This window comes from Oceanisphaera avium (genome assembly GCF_002157875.1).
GTDB lineage: Bacteria > Pseudomonadota > Gammaproteobacteria > Enterobacterales > Aeromonadaceae > Oceanimonas > Oceanimonas avium.
Genome location: NZ_CP021376.1, coordinates 1,023,936 through 1,042,724, shown reverse-complemented (window position 1 = coordinate 1,042,724; position 18,789 = coordinate 1,023,936). Strand labels below are relative to the sequence as shown.

Annotated in this window: 20 protein-coding genes; 13 read left to right on the top strand and 7 right to left on the bottom strand. The window is 45.0% G+C overall.

Annotated elements, in window-relative coordinates; all coding sequences use genetic code 11:
- Positions 1-50 precede the first annotated feature (50 nt).
- From CBP12_RS04745 to CBP12_RS04725, 5 genes are all read left to right on the top strand, one after another.
- Positions 51-470 (top strand): hypothetical protein, encoded by a 420-nt coding sequence (locus CBP12_RS04745; RefSeq protein WP_086963415.1) that lies wholly within the window; start codon positions 51-53, stop codon positions 468-470.
- Between the two features lie 4 nt (positions 471-474).
- Positions 475-972 (top strand): hypothetical protein, encoded by a 498-nt coding sequence (locus CBP12_RS04740; protein ID WP_086963414.1) that lies wholly within the window; start codon positions 475-477, stop codon positions 970-972.
- Between the two features lie 126 nt (positions 973-1,098).
- Complete coding sequence (locus tag CBP12_RS04735) at positions 1,099-1,815, top strand: PmeII family type II restriction endonuclease (RefSeq protein ID WP_086963413.1); 717 nt, start codon at positions 1,099-1,101, stop codon at positions 1,813-1,815.
- A 66-nt stretch (positions 1,816-1,881) separates the two neighbouring features.
- On the top strand, positions 1,882-3,180 hold the full coding sequence (dcm, locus tag CBP12_RS04730; protein WP_086963412.1) for a DNA (cytosine-5-)-methyltransferase: 1,299 nt from the start codon (positions 1,882-1,884) through the stop codon (positions 3,178-3,180).
- A gap of 291 nt (positions 3,181-3,471) precedes the next feature.
- Positions 3,472-4,011: a hypothetical protein gene (locus CBP12_RS04725; protein ID WP_086963411.1), complete on the top strand. Its 540-nt coding sequence runs from the start codon at positions 3,472-3,474 to the stop codon at positions 4,009-4,011.
- Positions 4,012-4,142: 131 nt separating this feature from the next.
- Here the strand turns inward: CBP12_RS04725 and CBP12_RS04720 are convergent, their stop codons facing one another.
- Positions 4,143-4,418, bottom strand: a complete 276-nt coding sequence (locus CBP12_RS04720) for a type II toxin-antitoxin system RelE/ParE family toxin (RefSeq protein ID WP_086963410.1) — start codon at positions 4,416-4,418, stop codon at positions 4,143-4,145.
- Positions 4,415-4,702: a type II toxin-antitoxin system RelB/DinJ family antitoxin gene (locus CBP12_RS04715; RefSeq protein WP_086963409.1), complete on the bottom strand. Its 288-nt coding sequence runs from the start codon at positions 4,700-4,702 to the stop codon at positions 4,415-4,417. Before CBP12_RS04715 ends, CBP12_RS04720 begins: the two co-directional genes overlap by 4 nt.
- Positions 4,703-4,868: 166 nt before the next feature.
- Between CBP12_RS04715 and CBP12_RS04710 the strand changes: the two genes are divergently transcribed.
- Complete coding sequence (locus tag CBP12_RS04710) at positions 4,869-5,207, top strand: thioredoxin family protein (RefSeq protein WP_086963408.1); 339 nt, start codon at positions 4,869-4,871, stop codon at positions 5,205-5,207.
- A gap of 23 nt (positions 5,208-5,230) precedes the next feature.
- Entirely contained in the window at positions 5,231-5,488 is a 258-nt protein-coding gene (locus CBP12_RS04705) for a hypothetical protein (protein WP_086963407.1), read from the top strand.
- 21 nt (positions 5,489-5,509) lie between these two features.
- Here the strand turns inward: CBP12_RS04705 and CBP12_RS04700 are convergent, their stop codons facing one another.
- The gene (locus tag CBP12_RS04700; protein WP_086963406.1) at positions 5,510-6,544 is read right to left on the bottom strand and encodes a sensor domain-containing diguanylate cyclase; all 1,035 of its coding nucleotides are present in this window, start codon (positions 6,542-6,544) and stop codon (positions 5,510-5,512) included.
- A gap of 211 nt (positions 6,545-6,755) precedes the next feature.
- Between CBP12_RS04700 and yedE the strand changes: the two genes are divergently transcribed.
- Both yedE and yedF read left to right on the top strand, forming a co-directional pair.
- A complete protein-coding gene (yedE, locus tag CBP12_RS04695; RefSeq protein WP_086965377.1) occupies positions 6,756-7,955 on the top strand; it encodes a selenium metabolism membrane protein YedE/FdhT in 1,200 nt (399 codons plus the stop codon).
- Positions 7,945-8,184, top strand: a complete 240-nt coding sequence (gene yedF, locus CBP12_RS04690) for a sulfurtransferase-like selenium metabolism protein YedF (protein ID WP_086963405.1) — start codon at positions 7,945-7,947, stop codon at positions 8,182-8,184. Before yedE ends, yedF begins: the two co-directional genes overlap by 11 nt.
- 44 nt (positions 8,185-8,228) lie before the next feature.
- Here yedF and CBP12_RS04685 read toward each other — a convergent pair whose 3' ends face one another.
- Entirely contained in the window at positions 8,229-11,186 is a 2,958-nt protein-coding gene (locus CBP12_RS04685; protein WP_086963404.1) for a sensor domain-containing phosphodiesterase, read from the bottom strand.
- A 197-nt stretch (positions 11,187-11,383) separates the two neighbouring features.
- Here CBP12_RS04685 and CBP12_RS04680 point away from each other — a divergent pair, with 197 nt between their 5' ends.
- Positions 11,384-11,800 (top strand): YeeE/YedE family protein, encoded by a 417-nt coding sequence (locus tag CBP12_RS04680; RefSeq protein ID WP_198341858.1) that lies wholly within the window; start codon positions 11,384-11,386, stop codon positions 11,798-11,800.
- Positions 11,801-12,232, top strand: coding sequence for a DUF6691 family protein (locus tag CBP12_RS04675; RefSeq protein ID WP_086963403.1), 432 nt, complete (start codon positions 11,801-11,803; stop codon positions 12,230-12,232).
- 193 nt (positions 12,233-12,425) lie between these two features.
- Here the strand turns inward: CBP12_RS04675 and bcp are convergent, their stop codons facing one another.
- Entirely contained in the window at positions 12,426-12,893 is a 468-nt protein-coding gene (bcp, locus tag CBP12_RS04670; protein WP_086963402.1) for a thioredoxin-dependent thiol peroxidase, read from the bottom strand.
- 396 nt (positions 12,894-13,289) lie between these two features.
- On the opposite strand from bcp, the gene bamC reads away from it, so the two are divergent.
- Both bamC and CBP12_RS04660 read left to right on the top strand, forming a co-directional pair.
- On the top strand, positions 13,290-14,288 hold the full coding sequence (bamC, locus tag CBP12_RS04665) for an outer membrane protein assembly factor BamC (protein ID WP_232455153.1): 999 nt from the start codon (positions 13,290-13,292) through the stop codon (positions 14,286-14,288).
- Between the two features lie 143 nt (positions 14,289-14,431).
- Positions 14,432-16,777 carry a DNA polymerase II gene (locus CBP12_RS04660; RefSeq protein ID WP_086963401.1) on the top strand — a complete coding sequence of 782 codons (2,346 nt, stop codon included), beginning with the start codon at positions 14,432-14,434 and terminating at the stop codon, positions 16,775-16,777.
- A 3-nt stretch (positions 16,778-16,780) separates the two neighbouring features.
- Here CBP12_RS04660 and CBP12_RS04655 read toward each other — a convergent pair whose 3' ends face one another.
- On the bottom strand, positions 16,781-17,143 hold the full coding sequence (locus tag CBP12_RS04655) for an MGMT family protein (RefSeq protein WP_086963400.1): 363 nt from the start codon (positions 17,141-17,143) through the stop codon (positions 16,781-16,783).
- 3 nt (positions 17,144-17,146) lie between these two features.
- Positions 17,147-18,700 (bottom strand): methyl-accepting chemotaxis protein, encoded by a 1,554-nt coding sequence (locus CBP12_RS04650; RefSeq protein WP_086965370.1) that lies wholly within the window; start codon positions 18,698-18,700, stop codon positions 17,147-17,149.
- Positions 18,701-18,789 lie beyond the last annotated feature (89 nt).

Sequence of the window (18,789 nt, the reverse complement as noted above, 5' to 3'; positions counted from 1 at the left end):
GCGTTAGGCTGATATTCAAATTTAGTGGCAATGCCAGAAGGAATCTTTCTATGTCAAAAAAACTAATATTAGTCAGATATGATCTTGAAGATGAAATACCCATAGATGAGAGCTCGGAAAACGTTTTGGCAGCATATATTCCTGACGAGCTTGTCGATTGGATCGAAGAAAATGATTTTATCTCTGAGCTGGAAATCAAGGAATCAAAGGGCGAGGAAGCTGATATACCTGTATCTATCATAAAAGATGAAAGCCTCAGCTATGTGGAAAATATTTTGCGGCATGTTGACAATACTCTGGTTAGATTTGTTGAAGAGGTAAAGCTTCAGACCAAAGATGGACTACTTGTTTCCAAAGCGCTGGACGAGGAGTTTTCCAATCTTCTAATTTGGCTGAAGATAAGAGAAATCCTTAAAGAAAAAGAGTCTCAATATTCTGACGATATCAGTATAAAGCTTGTGGTCGGGTGAAAATATGTCTAAGAATTCTGAGAAAGGTAGAAAAGGTGAGCTTGCGGTTACCGCAATATTCTCAAACTTAGGTGTTCACGAGCCAAGCATAGAGGTCATAAGAGCAAACACCACCACTACGCCAGAGGGTGGGGTGGATATAGCCCTAAAATGCCCTCACAACCTATCACAAAAACTTGATGAAATTGTTGTGCGGGGTGAATCTACAACTGCTCTATCAAACGCTCAAATTGATGTAAGAATCCAAGTCAAAAATTATACAAAGCCAATTAACAAAGCTGTTGCACAGAGCTTTATAGATGAAATATCTAAGAATCTAACCTACGCAGAGCATTGGGGGGTTGGTGGAACACGGTTAACGAAAGGGGCTCAAGAGGTAATAGATGGTGCCAGTAAAATAGCACCTGTTAAGTGGTATACCGCTCCTGATATCGCAAAGATACAGGCAAATTACCCAGCAATACCGTTCACAGATATTAATGATGACAAAGATGGGGAGTGATAACTTCTGGCCTAACAAGGCCAAGCACGGCGACAGCTTTTTCGTTCCGGCTTCGCCTTCACTCCAAAGCCGCGCGTGTTGACGACGTTATGAGCCGCATTTTATAAAAATTAAATGAGTTAATTTATGTTAGATAAAGACAAAATTTTAAGCGATGCGAAAGAATGGTTTACTGAAAGTTTTGCAAAATCGCATATTGCTAATACTGAAAAGTTAATAAATCCAAATGAGTTTAATATCAACCATTTTACTGCCGTTTATTTAGCAAATTTTCTTACTGGAAATTCCTCTCCAGAAAGTATTGCAAGAGTTCTTCTTTTGCCGCGAGTGTTAGGGACATCAGTTACAACAATTTTCGGTACTGGAATTCAAAAGTTTACTAATGAAGTGCTTGGTACATTTGGAAGCACAACAAATGGAATTGATATTGAGTTTATTGACCAAGTGGACGGTCACAGAAAATACTGCCAATTAAAATCTGGCCCGAACACAATCAACAAAGATGATGTCCAAACAATTGCAGGTCATTTTACAGATGTAATCCATCTTTCTAGGACGAATAATCTAAGAATTACGCATCAAGATCTCATTGTGGGGGTTATATACGGAAAACCTCAAGACCTAAGCAATTTCTATAAGAAAATCACCAAGAATCATCATTATCCAGTATTTATAGGACAGGAATTTTGGCATCGATTAACAGGTGACCCTGAATTTTACGATGACTTACTTGATGCTATAGGCTCAGTTGCTGTTGAAGCTGATTTTAGCAAAGAGTTCGATGAAGTAATCAAGAGGCTAGCAGCAACAGATCAAATAAAAGAATTGAGTAACCATGACTAAGGTTTGACAGGTCGGCTGTATTTGCATACAGTGCATGCATATTGCAAATGTTTACGGGTAAACGAGATGATTCCTGACTATTACTCAATCGCTCAAGTAGCTGATATTTTAAGTGTTTCTAAAGAAACATTAAGAAGATGGGATAGCAATGGTACATTAGTGCCGCAAAGGCACCCTGATAATAACTACCGTGTATATCATCGTTCTCAAATTGAACATTTTGAACAAGCTCAGCTATTGTTTAATAGTAAATGGGATGAAGAAGTCACTATTAAACCAGATAGGGACTACAAGTTAGTTGAACTTTTTGCTGGTGCAGGTGGTTTAGCGTTAGGGCTTGAGAAAGCTGGGTTTCAATCTTTGTTGTTGAATGAGTTTGATAGACATGCTTGTAATACATTGCGTGCAAACCGGCCTTTATGGAATGTTGTAGAGGGTGATGTCGCTAACGTTGAATTCTCTAAACATAGAGATCAAGTTGATATTTTATCAGGCGGATTTCCTTGCCAAGCCTTTTCTTATGCAGGTAAAAAATTAGGATTTGAGGATACTCGAGGCACTCTATTCTTTGAGTTTGCAAGAGCTGTAAAAGAAACAAACCCAAAAGTAATTGTAGCTGAGAATGTTCGAGGGTTGCTGAAACATGATGATGGAAAAACACTTGAATCTATCACCAATGTTATAGATGAAATAGGTTATGAGCTTGTTGACCCTAGAGTTCTTAAGGCTGTTTTCTATCAAGTCCCTCAAAAAAGAGAAAGACTGTTTTTGATAGGCATTCGAAAAGATTTAGCACCTTTTGTTAAGTTTAACTGGCCTTCTCCATATACAAGAATAATGACTATGCGCGATGCCTTGAAAAAAGGCGACTTATTTGATACCGATACGCCTAAATCAGAAGGCCAGACTTACCCAAAAAGAAAAGCCGAAATTCTAGCTAAAGTACCTCAGGGTGGGTATTGGCGCGATCTATCAGATGATCTACAACGTGAATATATGAAAAAAAGCTACTTTCTGGGTGGAGGAAAAACAGGTATGGCAAGGCGCTTATCATGGGATGAGCCTTGCCTTACATTAACTTGTTCACCAGCACAAAAACAAACTGAAAGGTGTCATCCAGAAGAAAATCGACCATTAACTGTAAGGGAATACGCAAGAATTCAAACCTTCCCAGATGCCTGGATTTTTTCTGGCCCATTGACTGCACAATATAAGCAAATAGGTAATGCCGTCCCTGTTAACTTAGCTTATGCCGTCGGTAGGTCTTTAGTGGCTCTATTAAATGATATTGAAAAGTTAAATGCGTCATCTAAACCATTAAAGAAAGAAAGTGAAATACATAAACAAATGGCGCTCGTCGTATAAGCTCATAACAAGTCAAAGCACTCGGACGCAGCAAAGCTGCGCCTGTGTTTGAGGCGTTATGAGTCAGCTATCTGCCAAATACGGAGCAGGGCAAGGTAGTTGGCTGTGGTGCTCAATATCCAAGATCTCAGCTGGTCATCTCGTTGAACATTCGGTGTACTTCATTCAATATTGGCTGGGTAGCTTTGATTACCTACAGAGAGTTCTTTGCTCTTACTTACAGCTCATAATTAGCTGTTATGCGTACATATCCCAAATAGCCCTATAATATTTGCTTAGAGTATAAAGATCATGAAAAATAAGGCTACTAAAAGTAAAAAATATGGTGTGATAGGCTGGTTTATTTATGTCCTATCTTTGTTTTTAGGTGCATTTGGCTATGTTGGATTTTCTGTTTTTGGTTTTACGCTTAGTTATATAATATTATTTTTATGGATGGTGCACTATGAAATCACTCAACTAGATAAAGGAACATTGATGATAACCAGTGGTACTTTCTTTGTGCTGATATTAAGCGCAGCGCTAGGACTAGAAATAAAAGAGAGTCAAATATTTGATGTTCCAGAAAATTTAAATTTTGCCTTTATTGCAATAGTCACTATTGCAGGTGCTACGTTTATTGGTGCCGGGGGTAGCGTTATAGCTAATGTTGCTACTGCGCATTCTATAGATAGCCCTATCAATATAGCTAAAGAAAATAAGATATCCACTTTGAGTGTTGAAAAACAGTTAAAAGTGATATATCGATTACTATTAATAATTATTTTACTCGTAAGTATATTTATTATTTTACTAACTGGCTTAGCTTGGTTTTTTTATAGAGTTATATAAATATTTCGAACACTAGTGTCAAACTTTAACAGACCATCCATGTTAATTGTTTGCTTAAAACTCATAACAAAGCCAATCACAAACGCCAGCAAGCTGGCTGGACTCGCTGACGCTCGCCTGTGTTGGCGGCGTTACGTCGGAAATTTTTGTTTCTGATGTAGTACTCTCATGATACGAATGACAGAGCCATCAACTAAATAGGAAACTATCATTGATATCTCTGGGATTATGAGTAATCGACCTTTTATCCCATCTCGTTGCACGCCCATTAATGACTGTTGAAGTAAATTTTCTACTTTATCTTCAATTACCTGATCTGTTTTATCTGCAGCCGTAGGATTAAAGTCATAAAGAAATTCAAAAATTTTTTCTCGGTCGTTCAGAGATTCTTCTTCCCATAGAATCACGGGTTAACACTCCGGCTGCGGATCTTAGCTTTACGTTCTGCCATTATGGATTTGGCTTGGTCATGTTCAATAAAAGTAGATTTGCCGGCATCTAATTTTTCAAAAGCTAAATTTATTTGCTCACTTAGCCAAACATCATGAGACAAGGCTTTACGTTGTTGATCTGCCAATTGTTCCGTAAGGTCTCTGCAAGCATCACTAAGGGTACGGCCTTGGCTTTCAGCCATTTGTTGGGCTAGGCGCTTGGTTTCTTCATCGACTCGAAACTGAATTCTAGTATCCATAAGAGCATCCAACTTGTTGTGTGTGTACAAACGTTAGCACAGGACAACTAACAAGACCAAGCACAATCGCCAGCAAGCAGGCTGGACTCGCTACGCTCGCCTGTGTTGGCGGCGTTAGCAACGCTTCAGTGGCCATTCTGATAATTTATAAAAGGGAGCAAATGGGATGATAACTAATGATCTTGGTTCTAATTCTGACTACTTAGAAGAAACATTTACCTTTGAGCAAATTGGCGAGTTGTCTGGTGACGTCATACTTGAGTTTGGTGCGCCTTGGTGTGGACACTGTCAGGCTGCAAGTGCTGCGATAAAGGAAGCAGTAACAGAACATACAGGGCTGCGTCATATTAAAATATATGACGGTAAGGGCAAACCGTTGGGGCGGGCATTTAAGGTCAAACTTTGGCCGACGTTAATATTGCTACGCAATGGCCAAGAGCTGGCTCGTTTAGTGCGGCCTTTACAAACAAATGAGGTTCGCCAGTTAATTGCTGCTATCAACTAAAAGCGGCTAACAGGGTAGGGCGTATGAAGCTAAGTGGAGTGCTGGCTACGCTGGCTGCGCTAGTAGTGTTTTTTGCCTTATGCTGGCTATTTAGTGGTGCGCCAGATAATGCAGGATTATTAGCAACCCTTAACCCGGTAGCGGCGGTCAGTGGTTTGGCTTTTGCACTGGCCTTTGCTGCGGGTTTGCCGGTGAGTGTGGCTATTATTGTGGCCCTTGCACTGCTGCTTATTATTCCACTGTTAGTGTGGCTCGCGCTACATCGCTTAGCGGGTCGCTAAGCTAGGTTGCTAAATTCGCACTTAAGCGCTGCCTTGTTTTTGGTAGTAGTGGCGTTTACTGGCATACATGTTGTGATCGGCGTGGCTTAATAGGACTTGTACCGTCTCACCATCTTCTGGATATAAGGCCGCGCCTTGGCTTACATAACAATGTAAATGCTGGCCTTGGATGATAAAAGGTGCGGCCATGGCCTCTTCAATGCGCTGCATGCTTTGGCTAATGCTTTGTGCATCTGTTACTTGGGTCAGTAATAGAATAAATTCATCGCCGCCCATGCGGGCAAAAGTATCAGACTCTCTAAACAAAGGCTGAATACGATGGGCCACTTGTTGCAGTAGAGCATCGCCCACCTCATGGCCAAAGGTGTCATTGATTTGTTTAAAGCCATTAAGATCAATAAATAACACGGCTAATGGCTGTTGGTTACGCTGCGCTAAGGTGATTGCATGCTGCAAGCGCTCTTGTAAGGCAGCACGGTTAGGCAAGCCAGTGAGACTGTCGTGATGGGCTAAATAATGCATTTTTTCTTCTGCGGCTTTGCGCTCAGAAATATCGGTGAGCATATTTAAGGTCGCCGCTTCGCCACGCCACACTATGGCCACACCGCTAAGCTCTATGGGGTAGCTGGTGCCATCTTTTCGCACAAATAAACTTTCATAACGCTGTGGGGTGGGCTCGCCTGCTAAACGGCGCTGGTAATTCGCCAGCATAATATCGCGCACCGAAGGATCCACCAGCGGTATAAAAGAGGGCAAGGCTTTCAGCTCCTCTTCTGTATAACCGCTCATCTCACATAAGCGTGGATTTAAATAGACTAAGCGGTGATTTTGCACCACAGCAATACCCTCATGGGCGGTTTCTACTAAATAGCGAAACGAGTCGGTATTTTCTTGTAGCTGTTGAATAAGGCTAAGTTGTTGGCGCTGTGCTTTATTTGTTTGTCTCAAGCGCACCATACAGCCAATTAACGCCAGCGTTAATACCAGTAAGATACTGGCTAAGGGCGCAGTTAATCCTAGCCAAGTAGATAGGGCTATTAAGTTATGATCCATCATGTAAGCTCGGCCGAGTAATGTAGTTTTACAATAATTTATACCTTTATTGCGCTGTTATGCCCAGCACAAATATAGGATTTTCTATTAAGGCGCAGATTGTTACTTATCTTTTAGTATGAGTGGCGGATTAATACTGGCACCCGTTAGCGCTATTGCTTTAAGATACGGCTCTTTAGCGCTATTCATCGCTTTTTTATTAGGCTTTTTCATTATGCTTCCAGCTTTTTTCCAGCGTCATTGGAGTCCTTATTTTGTTTTGCTGATGGCGGGTTTACTCAGCGCGATTTACTTTGGCTTAACCTCTACGGTGTGGGCGGTAACCGGTGAGTTCACGCGCTTAGGCGGCGATCTCTTATTGCTGTTTGGTGTGGATGCCAGTGAATGGCAGTACTTTAAAATGGTAAAGCTTGAGGGCTCAACTTGGAGTCGCGCCGATGGCTGGATAGTGTGGGGCATGTTTATTGGCGCACTGGTGATGGTGCTACTGAGTAATAGTTTTAAAATTCGCTTGCCGCAACAAAAGCGCCGTTATGCTCAAGGCTTATTAGGCGGCATTATTGCCGGCTTTGGCGCGCGCTTAGCACTGGGCTGTAATTTAGCGGCATTTTTTACTGGGGTGCCGCAGTTTTCGCTGCATTCTTGGATTTTTATTGTGGCTACCGGTATTGGCACTTTCTTTGGCGCAAAGCTCACTCAAGTTCGCTGGTGGAAAGGGCGGCCGAGCTTATCGCGCGGCGCCGCTAAGCCCTCGGTTGTTAAAGTGCGCCTTATTCAGCCTTATATAGGTGCTGTGTTACTGATAAGTTATTTAAGCTTAGTGGCTTATTTTTTTATCAATAACCACTCGCGCTTAGGTTGGGGTGCATTATTTGGTATGGCATTTGGCATATTAATTGAGCGCGGGCAAATTTGTTTTACCGCGGCATTTCGCGACTTGTTTTTGGTAGGGCGAAGCCTAATGGCGAAGGCGATTATCGCGGGCATGGCCTTAAGCTCGATAGTGACATTTATTGTAATTGTACAATATGGGCTTACTCCCATTACTCAAGTGGCGGCACTGAGCACCTTGGTGGGCGGTATTTTATTTGGTTTTGGCATTGTGCTGGCCTCTGGTTGTGAAACCGGCATGATGTATCGGTTAATGGAAGGGCAGGTATTGTTCTTGCCGGTGTTCGCCGGCAATATAATTGGCGCTACTTTATTGGCCTATGCTTGGGATCATTTAGGTGTGTATAACGCGTTAGTGAGCAGTGGCGCTAAGGTGAATTTACTTACCAGTTATGGCCCTGGTGCGGCACTGATCGCTACGTTAAGTATGTTAGGCTTACTCTATTGGCTCACCTTGTATCATGAGCGTCGTTATCATCAGGCGCGATTGCGCAGTCATCAAGAGAGAACCTATGTCCACTGAGCTAGAAGCCGATTTCACCTTGGATTTGCGCGGTGAGTCTTGCCCGTATCCGGTCATCTATACTCTAGAAGCTTTGGCAGATATGAACCAAGGTGAGCTATTACAAGTGATCACCGACTGCCCAGGCTCGTTTCGTAATGTGCCAGAAGAAGCGCTTGCGCACGGCTATCGCTTTGCTAAAGAACCCGTGAAAAATGGCCAAGAATATCTATTTTTTATTTATGCCTAATAAAAAAGGCTCATAATGAGCCTTTTTAAATACCCCGTTGTTATTTATTGGCTTTGTGCCAGCCAGTCCAGTAACTCTTGCTCTGGCATAGGGCGAGCACGATAATAACCTTGATACATAAAGCAGCTTAGCTCGGCTAAGGTCGCTAACTGTTGAGCAGTTTCTACTCCCTCGGCTACCACTTCCATGTTTAAGGTATGAGCCAGCTCTAAGAGGCTGCGAATAATGGCTTTATCTTGGGGGCGCTCAGCCACATATTGAATAAAGGCTCTGTCTAATTTCAGCTCATCTACTGGTAGTTCACGCAAGTAAGCAAAAGAGGAATAGCCAGTACCAAAGTCATCAATAGAAATATGGATGCCGAGCGATTTAATGTGCGCCATGCGGCTGCGACTCTCGGCTAAATTTTCTAAAAACACGCCCTCGGTTACTTCTAGCGTTAAGCAATCTCGACAGCTTGGATATTGGTGCATTAATAATGACAGTTGAGAAATAAAGTCGGGGCTGTGAAAGTGGCGCGCACTAATATTGACGGAAAAATGCTGTGGCCGCCCAGGTAGATGTTGCCAGGCACTAAAACGCTCACAGGCATTTTGTAAAACCCAGCTACCAATATCACAAATAAGTGACGTTTCTTCGGCAATGGGAATAAAGACATTTGGAGGAATGGGGGCGCGCCCTTTAGGATGCCAACGTAATAATACTTCTACGCCCGCCAATACATTATCTTGCACGCGCTGTTGCGGCTGAAAATAAAGTTCTAATTCATTATTGTGTAGCGCTAGCTGTAATTCGTTGGCGAGCGCTAAGCGTTCTTGAATTTCATCGGCCATTTCTTGGCTAAAAAATATATGGCTGCCCGGTGCCACTTGTTTAGCAATGTGATTGGCGGTGTCGGCTTGGCGTAAGTACTCTTCTAGCCCGAGCTCAGCTACGGGGAATAAGCTAATGCCCACACTGGCGCTAATATGTAGGCGCAAACTCTCTATCTGAAAAGGCAATAAAAATTGCTCGCGTAGCCGATAAGCCAGTTGTTCAATACGGGTTTTTGTTTGGGTAAAACTGTACCCAATATTGGGGCATAACAATACAAATTCATCACTGCCAATTCGCGCTAAGGTGGCATTATCTAATTGCTCGGCAAAGGCGGCTAAGCGCTCGGCCACTTGTACTAAGATGCTATCGCCAATGCGATAACCCAGTGAGTCGTTAATACTCTTAAAGCCATCTAAGTCGAGTAATAATAGCGCACCGCGCAGGCCATTCGTTTGGGCATCGGCAATGGTGTGGCTAATGTGATCCACCATATAGTGGCGATTATGTAAGCCGGTAAGCTTATCAAAATACGCCATTTGCTGAATGCGCTCTTGGCTTGATTTTTGTTGGGTTAAATCTTCAATTACTCCCACATAGTGAGTGACCCCTAGGCGGTCGCGCACTTGTGACATTCGCAAATTAACCGGTACTGTTTGACCATCGGCACGCAGTAATAATTGCTCACCTTGCCAAGTTTGGTGCTGGGTTAGGCTGTGCTCTATGCCATCAACATTGGCCGTATAGGGGCTGTCTGCGCGTAAATTTAGCGCCGATTGTCCTAATAAGCTTTCACAAAAATAGCCACTGATCAGCAAAAAGGCTTGGTTAGCGCGCTGAATAAGTAAGTCACTGTCGGTAATAAATACGCCTTGCTGAGTATCAAAGGCTACGGCCGAGAGCATCAGTGCCTCTTGATCTTTGCGCCGGAGTAACTCAGCACTCACTCTGTGCTCTAATTGCGTTAATATGCTTTGAATTTGGCTTGCAGTACGCAGTGGGCGTTTAAATAACAACGCCATATTACCTAGCGGTTTTTGTTCATAGTCGGTGACTGTTAGCCCAACATAAGCCTGAATTTGGTGCTGCTTTAATATATTAGCGTTAGGGAATGTGTTAGCCACATCTTGGTGATAAATACTAATATGAGGTGCGTTGATCATGCTTTCGTAGCAGGGCGTATCCGCTAAGTTAAAGCTAAAAGGCGGCTGTAACTCTCCCTCTAGCACACAAGACACCACTCGCACTTTTTCATAAGGCGGTGCAATTAAGCCCACTAACACCATGTCGGCTTGAAACAGCCGCGACAGCTCTTGCATCAGTTGATTAAAAAAATCTTGGCCGGTGTGGCGTAATAAAACAGGCGTGAGAGCGGCAAGGGAGCTGTCGGTACTAAGCTCAACCTCGGCCGCTGGCTGGCTAATTAATTGTGCTAATTGAGCGGCAATGGTGGCGACAAACTGCATATCGGCGCCACTCACGGCTTCACGGGCGCGCGTATATTCAAGGCTTAATACGCCAATTAGTTTTTTATCAAATAATAAGGGCACATCTAGGCGGTGCACTATGCCGTCTGGGCTTAAATAGCTAAAAGCACTAAGTAGCGGTTGCTCACCACAGTGGCTATAGCTTAAGCCGCCACGTTGTTGCAGCGTGCGTAAATAGCGCCGCTCCGCTTTAACGGGCAGCAGGTTAAACGCAATGCCTTGGCTATAAAGGGGGCGCAGTATCTCTTCATCGGGATAATGGCGCCATAAAATAACGCGGTCTGCATCTTGTTCTGTTAATAAGGTGTCGACAAGCTGGGGCATGCTGACGCCAGCAGGCTCGGTGTGGCGGCTTTGCCATTGCTGGGCGAGCTGCCATTCGGTGAGACCCAGCTTATCGCTTTGTTGGTGGCTGAGCATATTGGCACTTAATAACCATTGGTTATTTTCCACCGGCGCAAGGTGGCAGGTCCAGCGTCGTCCCGCAATCGTCAGCGCTAAGCTAGTGGCCGCGCCAAGAGCGCACACTTGCTCAAGCTGGCTTCTATCGTCTTGCGACAACTGGCTTAGCAAAGACTGATTAGCATCTGGCAACACAAATTCATCGCTAGGTACTGCCGTAAGGGGCGTTAAATAGAACTGAGAGTCTAAGCGAAAAAAGCATAATTGATGTGCAGGGCGGTACAATGCAGGTAACTGCATAAAATAAACATTCCTTATCTCGCGCGCGTCTTAGCGCCATTTCAGACTGCAAACCTCGCTATTGTAAATAATGCACTCATGGTTGGCTATGACAGGCCTCGATAAACAGACAATTACTTTAACTTATTTAAAATAAGTCTTTACTAATATAAGGTTACCTTTATTATTAGCTAACGCTAATTTACAAAGGTAACACTATGAACATTGTTAACTTTACGCCTGGCTCGGCATTACTCGGCGGCGCCTGTATTGGGGCTGGCGCCTTATTGTTACTGCTGGTGGGCGGTAAAATTGCCGGCATCAGTGGCATTGTCGCAGGGCTAGGTGAGCCCCGAGAGAGACAATGGCGTGGGGCATTTGTGCTGGGTTTAGTGGGTGTGCCGGCGTTGTTATTTCTAAGTGGCAGTGTAAATGCGCCTTCATTGGCGAGTATCTCAAGCGTTAAGCTAATGATGGGCGGTTTATTGGTAGGGCTGGGCACTCGCCTTGGGAGTGGCTGCACCAGTGGTCATGGCATTTGTGGCATTGGGCGACTTTCTTGGCGCTCCCTCATCGCTACTGTGTGGTTTATGAGTGTGGCCATGCTAGTAGTCAGTGTGTTTGGGGACAAATAAATGTTAAATAAATCACGATTATTAATGGTTGTGGCTTTAGCGTCCGGTGCCTTGTTTGGCTTAGGTATTAGCATCTCTGGCATGATTAATCCTGAAAAAGTGCAGGGTTTTTTAAATATTACGCGCGAGTGGGATCCCAGTTTAGGGCTGGTGATGGCAGCAGCCTTGGCGGTGTTTATGCCAGGTTATTATAGATGGCGCCAAGCTGGCCAAACACAATGTGTGTTAGGTAACGACTTACCAAAGCTAGCAAAGCCGATTATTGATAAGCGCTTAGTAATAGGGGCGAGCTTATTTGGGGCAGGCTGGGGCTGGGTGGGCATTTGTCCGGGGTCGGCCATGGCGCTATTAGCCAGCTTACAATGGCAAGCAGGGCTATTTGTGTTAGCCATGCTGGCTGGCTTTTGGCTAGTTAAAAAAATGCAGCCTTGATAAGAAAGCTACTTTTGCCACGCAATACACGGCACAACACCGACTCAGCACCCTATTAAAAACGTTAAGTATTTTTATTTGTAAGATCCTACTACGACCGATAAAAGTGCTTATTAACGGGTTTTCATTTTGCTGTGTGTTTCCGTGTATTCCGTGGCGAGACAGTTTTTAATCGCGAGTTTGAGCTAAGCGCTTACTTTTTAGCTAAATAATCCAATACCACCTGATGGTGATCTTTGGTTTTGAACTTGTCGAACACCTGCTCAACCGTCCCTGACTCATCAACTAAAAAGCTAATGCGGTGAATGCCCTCATATTCTTTGCCCATAAATTTCTTTAGGCCCCATACACCAAAGGCGTCGGCAATAGCGTGGTCTTCATCAGAGAGCAGCGTAAAGTTAAGCTCGTCCTTTTCTTCAAATTTCTTTAAACGAGCGACAGGATCTGGGCTAATTCCCAATACCACTACGTTGTTTGCAGTCAGCTCAGCTTGGCTATCGCGCAGGCTACAAGCTTGTACCTTACAGCCTGGTGTCATGGCTTTAGGATAAAAATAAACCAATACTTTTTTACCATTAAAATCGCTTAAGCTCACGGCCTGACCATTTTGGTCGTTAAGCGTAAAGGCGGGGGCTGGGCTGCCAGCAGATAAGTAATTCATATTTAAAGCCTGTTTCAGCAAATAAATGGAAGCACCGACTCTAGCATAGATTGCGTACCTCGCCACAGGCAGCTTGTATTCACCCCACGCCAACACTAGTATTTGGCAATATTTTTAGGCCGCTCAGCAGCTTAAATCTAATTTTTAAAAAAGGTGAATACACTGTGCTGATGCGCATTTCTTGGCTGAGGCTCAACACAGGTGCATGCTTTTGCGGTATCTTTTTCATAGTCAGTAGCTCGAGTATTCAGTAAGCTGGCCACAGTTCACTAATTTTAAGTAAAGTGTGAGTATCTTAATAGCCGCGTTTGCCTTTTTGGTGCTGAGTCTTAGCTTATTTTCTATCAGAGCTTTCCTCAAAAAAGTAAGCGTTAATTAAAGCGGAGTTAATCGGGCGTGGATAAACATTTGAATAGCAAAAACCTAATTATCAGTGTGTTGGCCGTTAGTGTGCTGGCTGCCTGTAGCAGTCCAGAAAAACGAGCTCAAGCAAACCGTAGCTTTGACTATGAAGATGCCAGCCTAAGAACCGCGCCTTTGTTGATCCCTGCGGGCTTAGAAGCGCCTAATTTTAATAACGACTACATTATCCCTAAAATTAAGCCAAGTGGCGTCACGGGCAAGGCGGTCGATGTACGCCCGCCAACTCAAGTATTACCCTTAGTGCGCGGCTCGCAAATAATGGATAACGCCAGTGGATTGTGGTTTTATCAACAGCGCCTAGATCAGCCACTCCAACAAGAGTTAAACCAAGCCTTGGCGGATTTTTTTAGTGATAAAAAAGCCGATGCTCATGAGTCGACAAGCGGTTGGAGCAGTAATGGCAGCCCCATTAGTAATCCAAAGCAGCGCTTTAATTGGCAGCTAACGCCAGATGAAGTGCGCCGCGCTGTGTCTTTGGAAGTGAGCTTGGCGGATTCGGGCAAGGTATTGGCGCAAACCAAGCAAAAAGATGAAGCCGCCATGCTTAATGCCTTTTCTTTGTATTACCAAGGCAAGCTAACGCAGCAACAAAACCTGCTAGATAAAAGTCCTATTCAGGTGGAGCTGCAAGCCGCCCAAAGTCGCTTATTAGTGGCAGAGGGATATGATCGCAGCTGGAAGCGCTTGGTGACCCTATTGCCTCAGTTGGGCTTTAGTCTTACTAACCGCCAACAAGCACTAGGCTATGTGGATGTGGAGTTTGATGGCTTAAGAAAAGGTAAATGGCAAGACTTAAGCCTGCCAGCGCTCACCATACCTGAGCAAAAGTACCGAGTGCAGCTAGGAGATTTAGGTGAGCAAAGCAGCATTACGCTAAGCGATAAAGATAAGGTGCCGGTATCCGCGGCTATTTTACGACAATTTGCCGATACCTTGGTGCCGGCGTTTGAGCGTACCGATTTATTGCGCTAAGCCTGTTTGTTAATATTGCTATTCAGCCCCGTTTATCGGGGCTGAATTTTTTGGCTCGCCATTATTTAAGCCTACTCGCTATAATCCCTTGTTCGTGTTAACTGCTTCACTCGCTCACCCATATAAAGTGCTACAAGGTCATTATGAATACGCTGCATCAGGGCTTTTTACTCACCCGCCACAGTCGCGATCGCCATCAAGGTTGTGAAATTATCTATTGGTTGAGTACTGACCAAGGCCCGGTACGCCTTGTAGTGAGCGGCGAGCGTACCTTATTGATGGTGCCTATTAGTCAAAAAGAGCAAGTGTGCCAAACCTTACACCAAGCAGCCCTTACTTATGACTGGGCTGAGCCTGGCTTGCATACCTTTAGCCATGAACCGGTTGCCGTGGTGTATTTTCCTACTATTAATAGCCAGCAACATGCGGCGCAGCTGTTGCGCCAAGTCGGCGTCAGCGTATTTGAAGATGATATCCGCTTACAGGAGCGCTTTTTATTAAATCGCTTTATTCGTGGTGCCGTGGCGTTTATTGGTAAGCCAAGTACCCGCGCGGGCGTCACTACTCTTACTGACGTTCGCTTAAAAGCCAGTGATTACAGCCCTCAATTTAAGGTGCTCTCTCTTGATATTGAATGCTCGGGCCAAGGGGAGTTGTACTCTATTGGCTTGTATGGCCAACACTTAGCCTGTGTGTTGATGATAGGCACGCCTGAGCCCGCTAATATGGATATTCGCTGGCAAGCCGATGAAAAAGCGCTATTAAGGGCCTTTGTTAATACGCTCAACGACTACGATCCCGACATCATTATTGGTTGGAATGTGGTGGGCTTTGATTTTAGGGTATTACAAAAGCGCGCCGACTTACATGGGCTAAGCTTGCGTATTGGCCGTGGCGGGCAAGCCATGTTGTTGCGAGAGTCTAAATACAGCGGTCAATCTTTTATTAGCTTGGCAGGAAGGGTGGTGATTGATGGTATAGACGCCCTTAAAACCGCTTGTTATCAGTTTGCCAGTTTTAGTTTAGAAAACGTGGCGCAGCAATTATTACATCGTGGTAAACAAACAGAAGATGTTGAACATCGCCTAGCCACCATTATCCGCGATTTTTATCATAACAAGCCAAAACTGGCGGCCTATAATTTAGAAGATTGTCGTTTGGTGTGGGATATTTTTGTACACACTCGATTACTGGATTTTTTACGTCTGCGCAGTCAATTAACCGGCTTAGAGTTAGACCGAATAGGTGGCTCGGTGGCCGCCTTTACTCAAGTTTATTTGCCTCATTTACACCGCGCCGGTTATGTGGCCCCTAATTTGCCCGCTGGTGGCGGACTTGCCAGCCCAGGCGGCTATGTGATGGACTCCCAATCGGGGCTGTATCGCCATGTGTTAGTGCTGGATTTTAAAAGCTTATATCCCGCTATTATTCGCACGTTTCATATTGATCCCTTGGGCTTAATTGTGGGTGCGCACGAGCCGGACGCTATCCCTGGATATAGAGGCGCACAATTTTCTCGCCATCAGCATTTTTTGCCCGCCATTATTGAGCAGTTATGGCATGAGCGAGACCAAGCAAAGCGTGAACAAGATGCGCCGCGCTCCCAAGCAATAAAGATTTTAATGAATTCTTTTTATGGCGTATTAGGCTCAGGCGGCTGTCGCTTTTATGATACGCGCTTAGCGTCATCTATTACCTTGCGCGGTCATGACATTATGCAACAAAGTGCGCGCTGGATCAGTGAGCACCAGCAAGTGATCTATGGCGATACCGACTCTATATTTGTGCTGCTCAGTGGCGAGCATAATGAACAATCGGCCAGCGCAGAAGGGCGGCGTTTAGCCGAGCTGGTGACCCACCGCTGGCAGCAAAAGCTTGCCGATGAATTACAGCTTGAGAGTAAGTTAGAGCTGCAATTTGAATGTTATTTTTCCCGATTTTTAATGCCTACTATTCGTAATCAAGAGCAAGGCTCTAAAAAGCGCTATGCCGGATTAAAGCGTGAGCAGGGCCTTGATACGCTGGTGTTTAAGGGCTTAGAAAGTGTGCGCTCAGATTGGACGCCTCTGGCTAAGCGCTTTCAAACTGAGCTTTATCGCTTAGTGTTTCATGATCACGACCCCAGTGATTTTATACGCCACACCCTAAACGCGACCTTAGCCGGTGAGCTCGATAATGAGCTGGTATATGAAAAGCGGTTGCGCCGACCGCTAGCCCAATATGTGAAATCTCAGCCACCCCAAGTGCGAGCAGCCCGAAAAGCGGATGAACATAATGCGCGCTTAGGTAAGGCGCTGCGTTATCAACGTAAAGGGAAAATTCGTTATTTAATGACCATCAATGGTCCAGAGCCACAAGAGTACCTTAGCTCCGCCATTGATTATCAGCATTATGTGGATCGCCAACTGCAACCCATTGCTGAGGCCATTTTACCCTTTATTGGCCTGCAGTTTAGCGATATGAGTGGCCAGCAATTGGGCTTATTTTAAGCTTTAATAATCCAATAGTATTAACAGCTGAGCCAAGTCGGGCTGCCACTGGTACTGCGCCATGATTACCGTATTACCGCTAAGTGGATTGCCTTTAAAGCGCACGCCTTCACTGAGTAAACGCTGGCGCTGCTCCAACCACGGCGCACTGCCTTTAACCAAGCTTAATTGTCCGCTTGCCGCCACCACTCTATGCCAAGGCAAATGGCGAGTGTCCGCGGTGCGCAGCACTCTCCCTGCCAATCGGGCCCGTCTGGGTAAGCCAGCTAAGTCGGCAAGCTGGCCATAGCTGACCACCTTTCCAGCAGGCACGTGCGCTAATACTGCTAAAATTTGGCGCTCGGCTTGTGAGCTATTAAGGCTCATGGTTTAGGAAAAAGTACGAGTAAGATCATTGAGTCCTTGAGAGCGAGCTAACAGTTGTTTACTTGAGTCTTCCATTTGGCTAATCGTGCTTAGGTTAGCGGAAGATCGGGTAGAAATATCATGCACATTATGGCTAATTTCTTCGGCTACTTGCTGTTGTTGCGCCGCGGCTGAGGATATTTCTACCGTCATCGACACAATATGATTAATTTCTGTCACTACTCGGTTTAAGCTGTCGCTGCCGGCTGCTGCCGCCTGCACGCATTCTTGGCTGCGCCCTCTATTGTTGTCCATCATGCTATGCCATTGTTCCAAGGTGTGCTGAATATGATTAATACTGGTTTGTATTTGCTCGCTAGCCCCATGGGTGCGGGTCGATAAGGCGCGTACTTCTTCAGCTACTACAGCAAAGCCCCGGCCATGTTCACCGGCGCGCGCCGCCTCAATAGCCGCATTCAGCGCCAATAAATTAGTTTGATCGGCAATACCTTGGATCTCGTTCATTAAGCTACCAATGCGCTTAGACTCATCGGTTAACGCTAAGGTGGCCGCGACCGCTTCTTTAGCTTCATTGGCTAAGCTTACAATTTGCTCGCGAGTTTGCTCTAGTTGCATTTGCGCGGCTAAGCACTGTTGTTGCGCTTCACTGGCATTGGTGCTGGCTTGTTGGGTGCTGTGAGTAATGTCATTGGCGGTGGCTGACATTTCATTAATTGCTGCGGCAATTTGTTGAGTATCGCTATCTTGTTGGCTTAATTCGCGCCGCGCGCTCGACATAGACTGCATCATTGAATGAGCCAACTCTTTTAGCGATTCGGTGGCATCATCTACTCGCCCTAAAATAGTACGATTGCGCGCTTGCCACATTTTTAAATGGTAATCAGCAATGGCATGGGGCGCGCTGCCTGAATAAACAGCCCGAGAAATGCTGTCATACTCTTGGCTCAAGCTAGTAAAAAACTGCCGTGAACCGAGCCAGCTTTGGCGATAACTAACTAATAACCAGGCTAAGGGTAATAAGGAGATACCCAAGGTGATCAAGCCCGCTAGCCAGCCAATCAGGGCTAATAAACCCATAAAACCGACTAAAGGCAGCGCTGATTTTACCTTAGCGACTAAGGGTGAGGGCGTGTGTTTTAGTTTTTCTTGTTTAAGCAGCTGGCGATAAGCGCGACTTGCCACAGCACGCGTCTGGCTATCAAGTTGGGTGCGTACCGACTGGTAACCGGTAATTTTACCCTCTACATAAATAGGTGTGACATAGGCATCTACCCAGTAGTAGCGACCGTCTTTGCAGCGATTTTTTACCGCGCCTCGCCACGGCCGTCCGGCTTTTGCATGCCGCCATAAATCGCGAAAAGCCGCTTTTGGCATATCAGGATGGCGGATCAAATTATGATTTTTACCGATCATTTCTTCAGGTAGAAAACCGGCGACACGACAAAAAATATCATTGGCATAGGTGATCACACCGCGCAGATCCGTGGTAGAGACTAATTGCTCTGAGCTTGGATAAGTCACTTCTTCATCAATTACGTGCTGATTTCGTCTATTCATATCTGCAGGCCTGTCGCTTATTCGATAATTTCCCTGATAGTATCGACCTAAAGATAATAAACTTAAATAAGTATTTTTAGCCGTATTTT

What these genes read in the sequence shown, in the direction of transcription:
- CBP12_RS04745 (WP_086963415.1), top strand. Translation starts at nt 51, where the DNA reads ATGTCAAAAAAACTAATATTAGTCAGATATGATCTTGAAGATGAAATA.
- CBP12_RS04740 (WP_086963414.1), top strand. Translation starts at nt 475, where the DNA reads ATGTCTAAGAATTCTGAGAAAGGTAGAAAAGGTGAGCTTGCGGTTACC.
- CBP12_RS04735 (WP_086963413.1), top strand. Translation starts at nt 1,099, where the DNA reads ATGTTAGATAAAGACAAAATTTTAAGCGATGCGAAAGAATGGTTTACT.
- dcm (WP_086963412.1), top strand. Translation starts at nt 1,882, where the DNA reads ATGATTCCTGACTATTACTCAATCGCTCAAGTAGCTGATATTTTAAGT.
- CBP12_RS04725 (WP_086963411.1), top strand. Translation starts at nt 3,472, where the DNA reads ATGAAAAATAAGGCTACTAAAAGTAAAAAATATGGTGTGATAGGCTGG.
- CBP12_RS04715 (WP_086963409.1), bottom strand. Translation starts at nt 4,702, where the DNA reads ATGGATACTAGAATTCAGTTTCGAGTCGATGAAGAAACCAAGCGCCTA.
- CBP12_RS04710 (WP_086963408.1), top strand. Translation starts at nt 4,869, where the DNA reads ATGATAACTAATGATCTTGGTTCTAATTCTGACTACTTAGAAGAAACA.
- CBP12_RS04705 (WP_086963407.1), top strand. Translation starts at nt 5,231, where the DNA reads ATGAAGCTAAGTGGAGTGCTGGCTACGCTGGCTGCGCTAGTAGTGTTT.
- CBP12_RS04700 (WP_086963406.1), bottom strand. Translation starts at nt 6,544, where the DNA reads ATGATGGATCATAACTTAATAGCCCTATCTACTTGGCTAGGATTAACT.
- yedE (WP_086965377.1), top strand. Translation starts at nt 6,756, where the DNA reads ATGCTTCCAGCTTTTTTCCAGCGTCATTGGAGTCCTTATTTTGTTTTG.
- yedF (WP_086963405.1), top strand. Translation starts at nt 7,945, where the DNA reads ATGTCCACTGAGCTAGAAGCCGATTTCACCTTGGATTTGCGCGGTGAG.
- CBP12_RS04685 (WP_086963404.1), bottom strand. Translation starts at nt 11,186, where the DNA reads ATGCAGTTACCTGCATTGTACCGCCCTGCACATCAATTATGCTTTTTT.
- CBP12_RS04680 (WP_198341858.1), top strand. Translation starts at nt 11,384, where the DNA reads ATGAACATTGTTAACTTTACGCCTGGCTCGGCATTACTCGGCGGCGCC.
- CBP12_RS04675 (WP_086963403.1), top strand. Translation starts at nt 11,801, where the DNA reads ATGTTAAATAAATCACGATTATTAATGGTTGTGGCTTTAGCGTCCGGT.
- bcp (WP_086963402.1), bottom strand. Translation starts at nt 12,893, where the DNA reads ATGAATTACTTATCTGCTGGCAGCCCAGCCCCCGCCTTTACGCTTAAC.
- CBP12_RS04660 (WP_086963401.1), top strand. Translation starts at nt 14,432, where the DNA reads ATGAATACGCTGCATCAGGGCTTTTTACTCACCCGCCACAGTCGCGAT.
- CBP12_RS04655 (WP_086963400.1), bottom strand. Translation starts at nt 17,143, where the DNA reads ATGAGCCTTAATAGCTCACAAGCCGAGCGCCAAATTTTAGCAGTATTA.
- CBP12_RS04650 (WP_086965370.1), bottom strand. Translation starts at nt 18,700, where the DNA reads ATGAATAGACGAAATCAGCACGTAATTGATGAAGAAGTGACTTATCCA.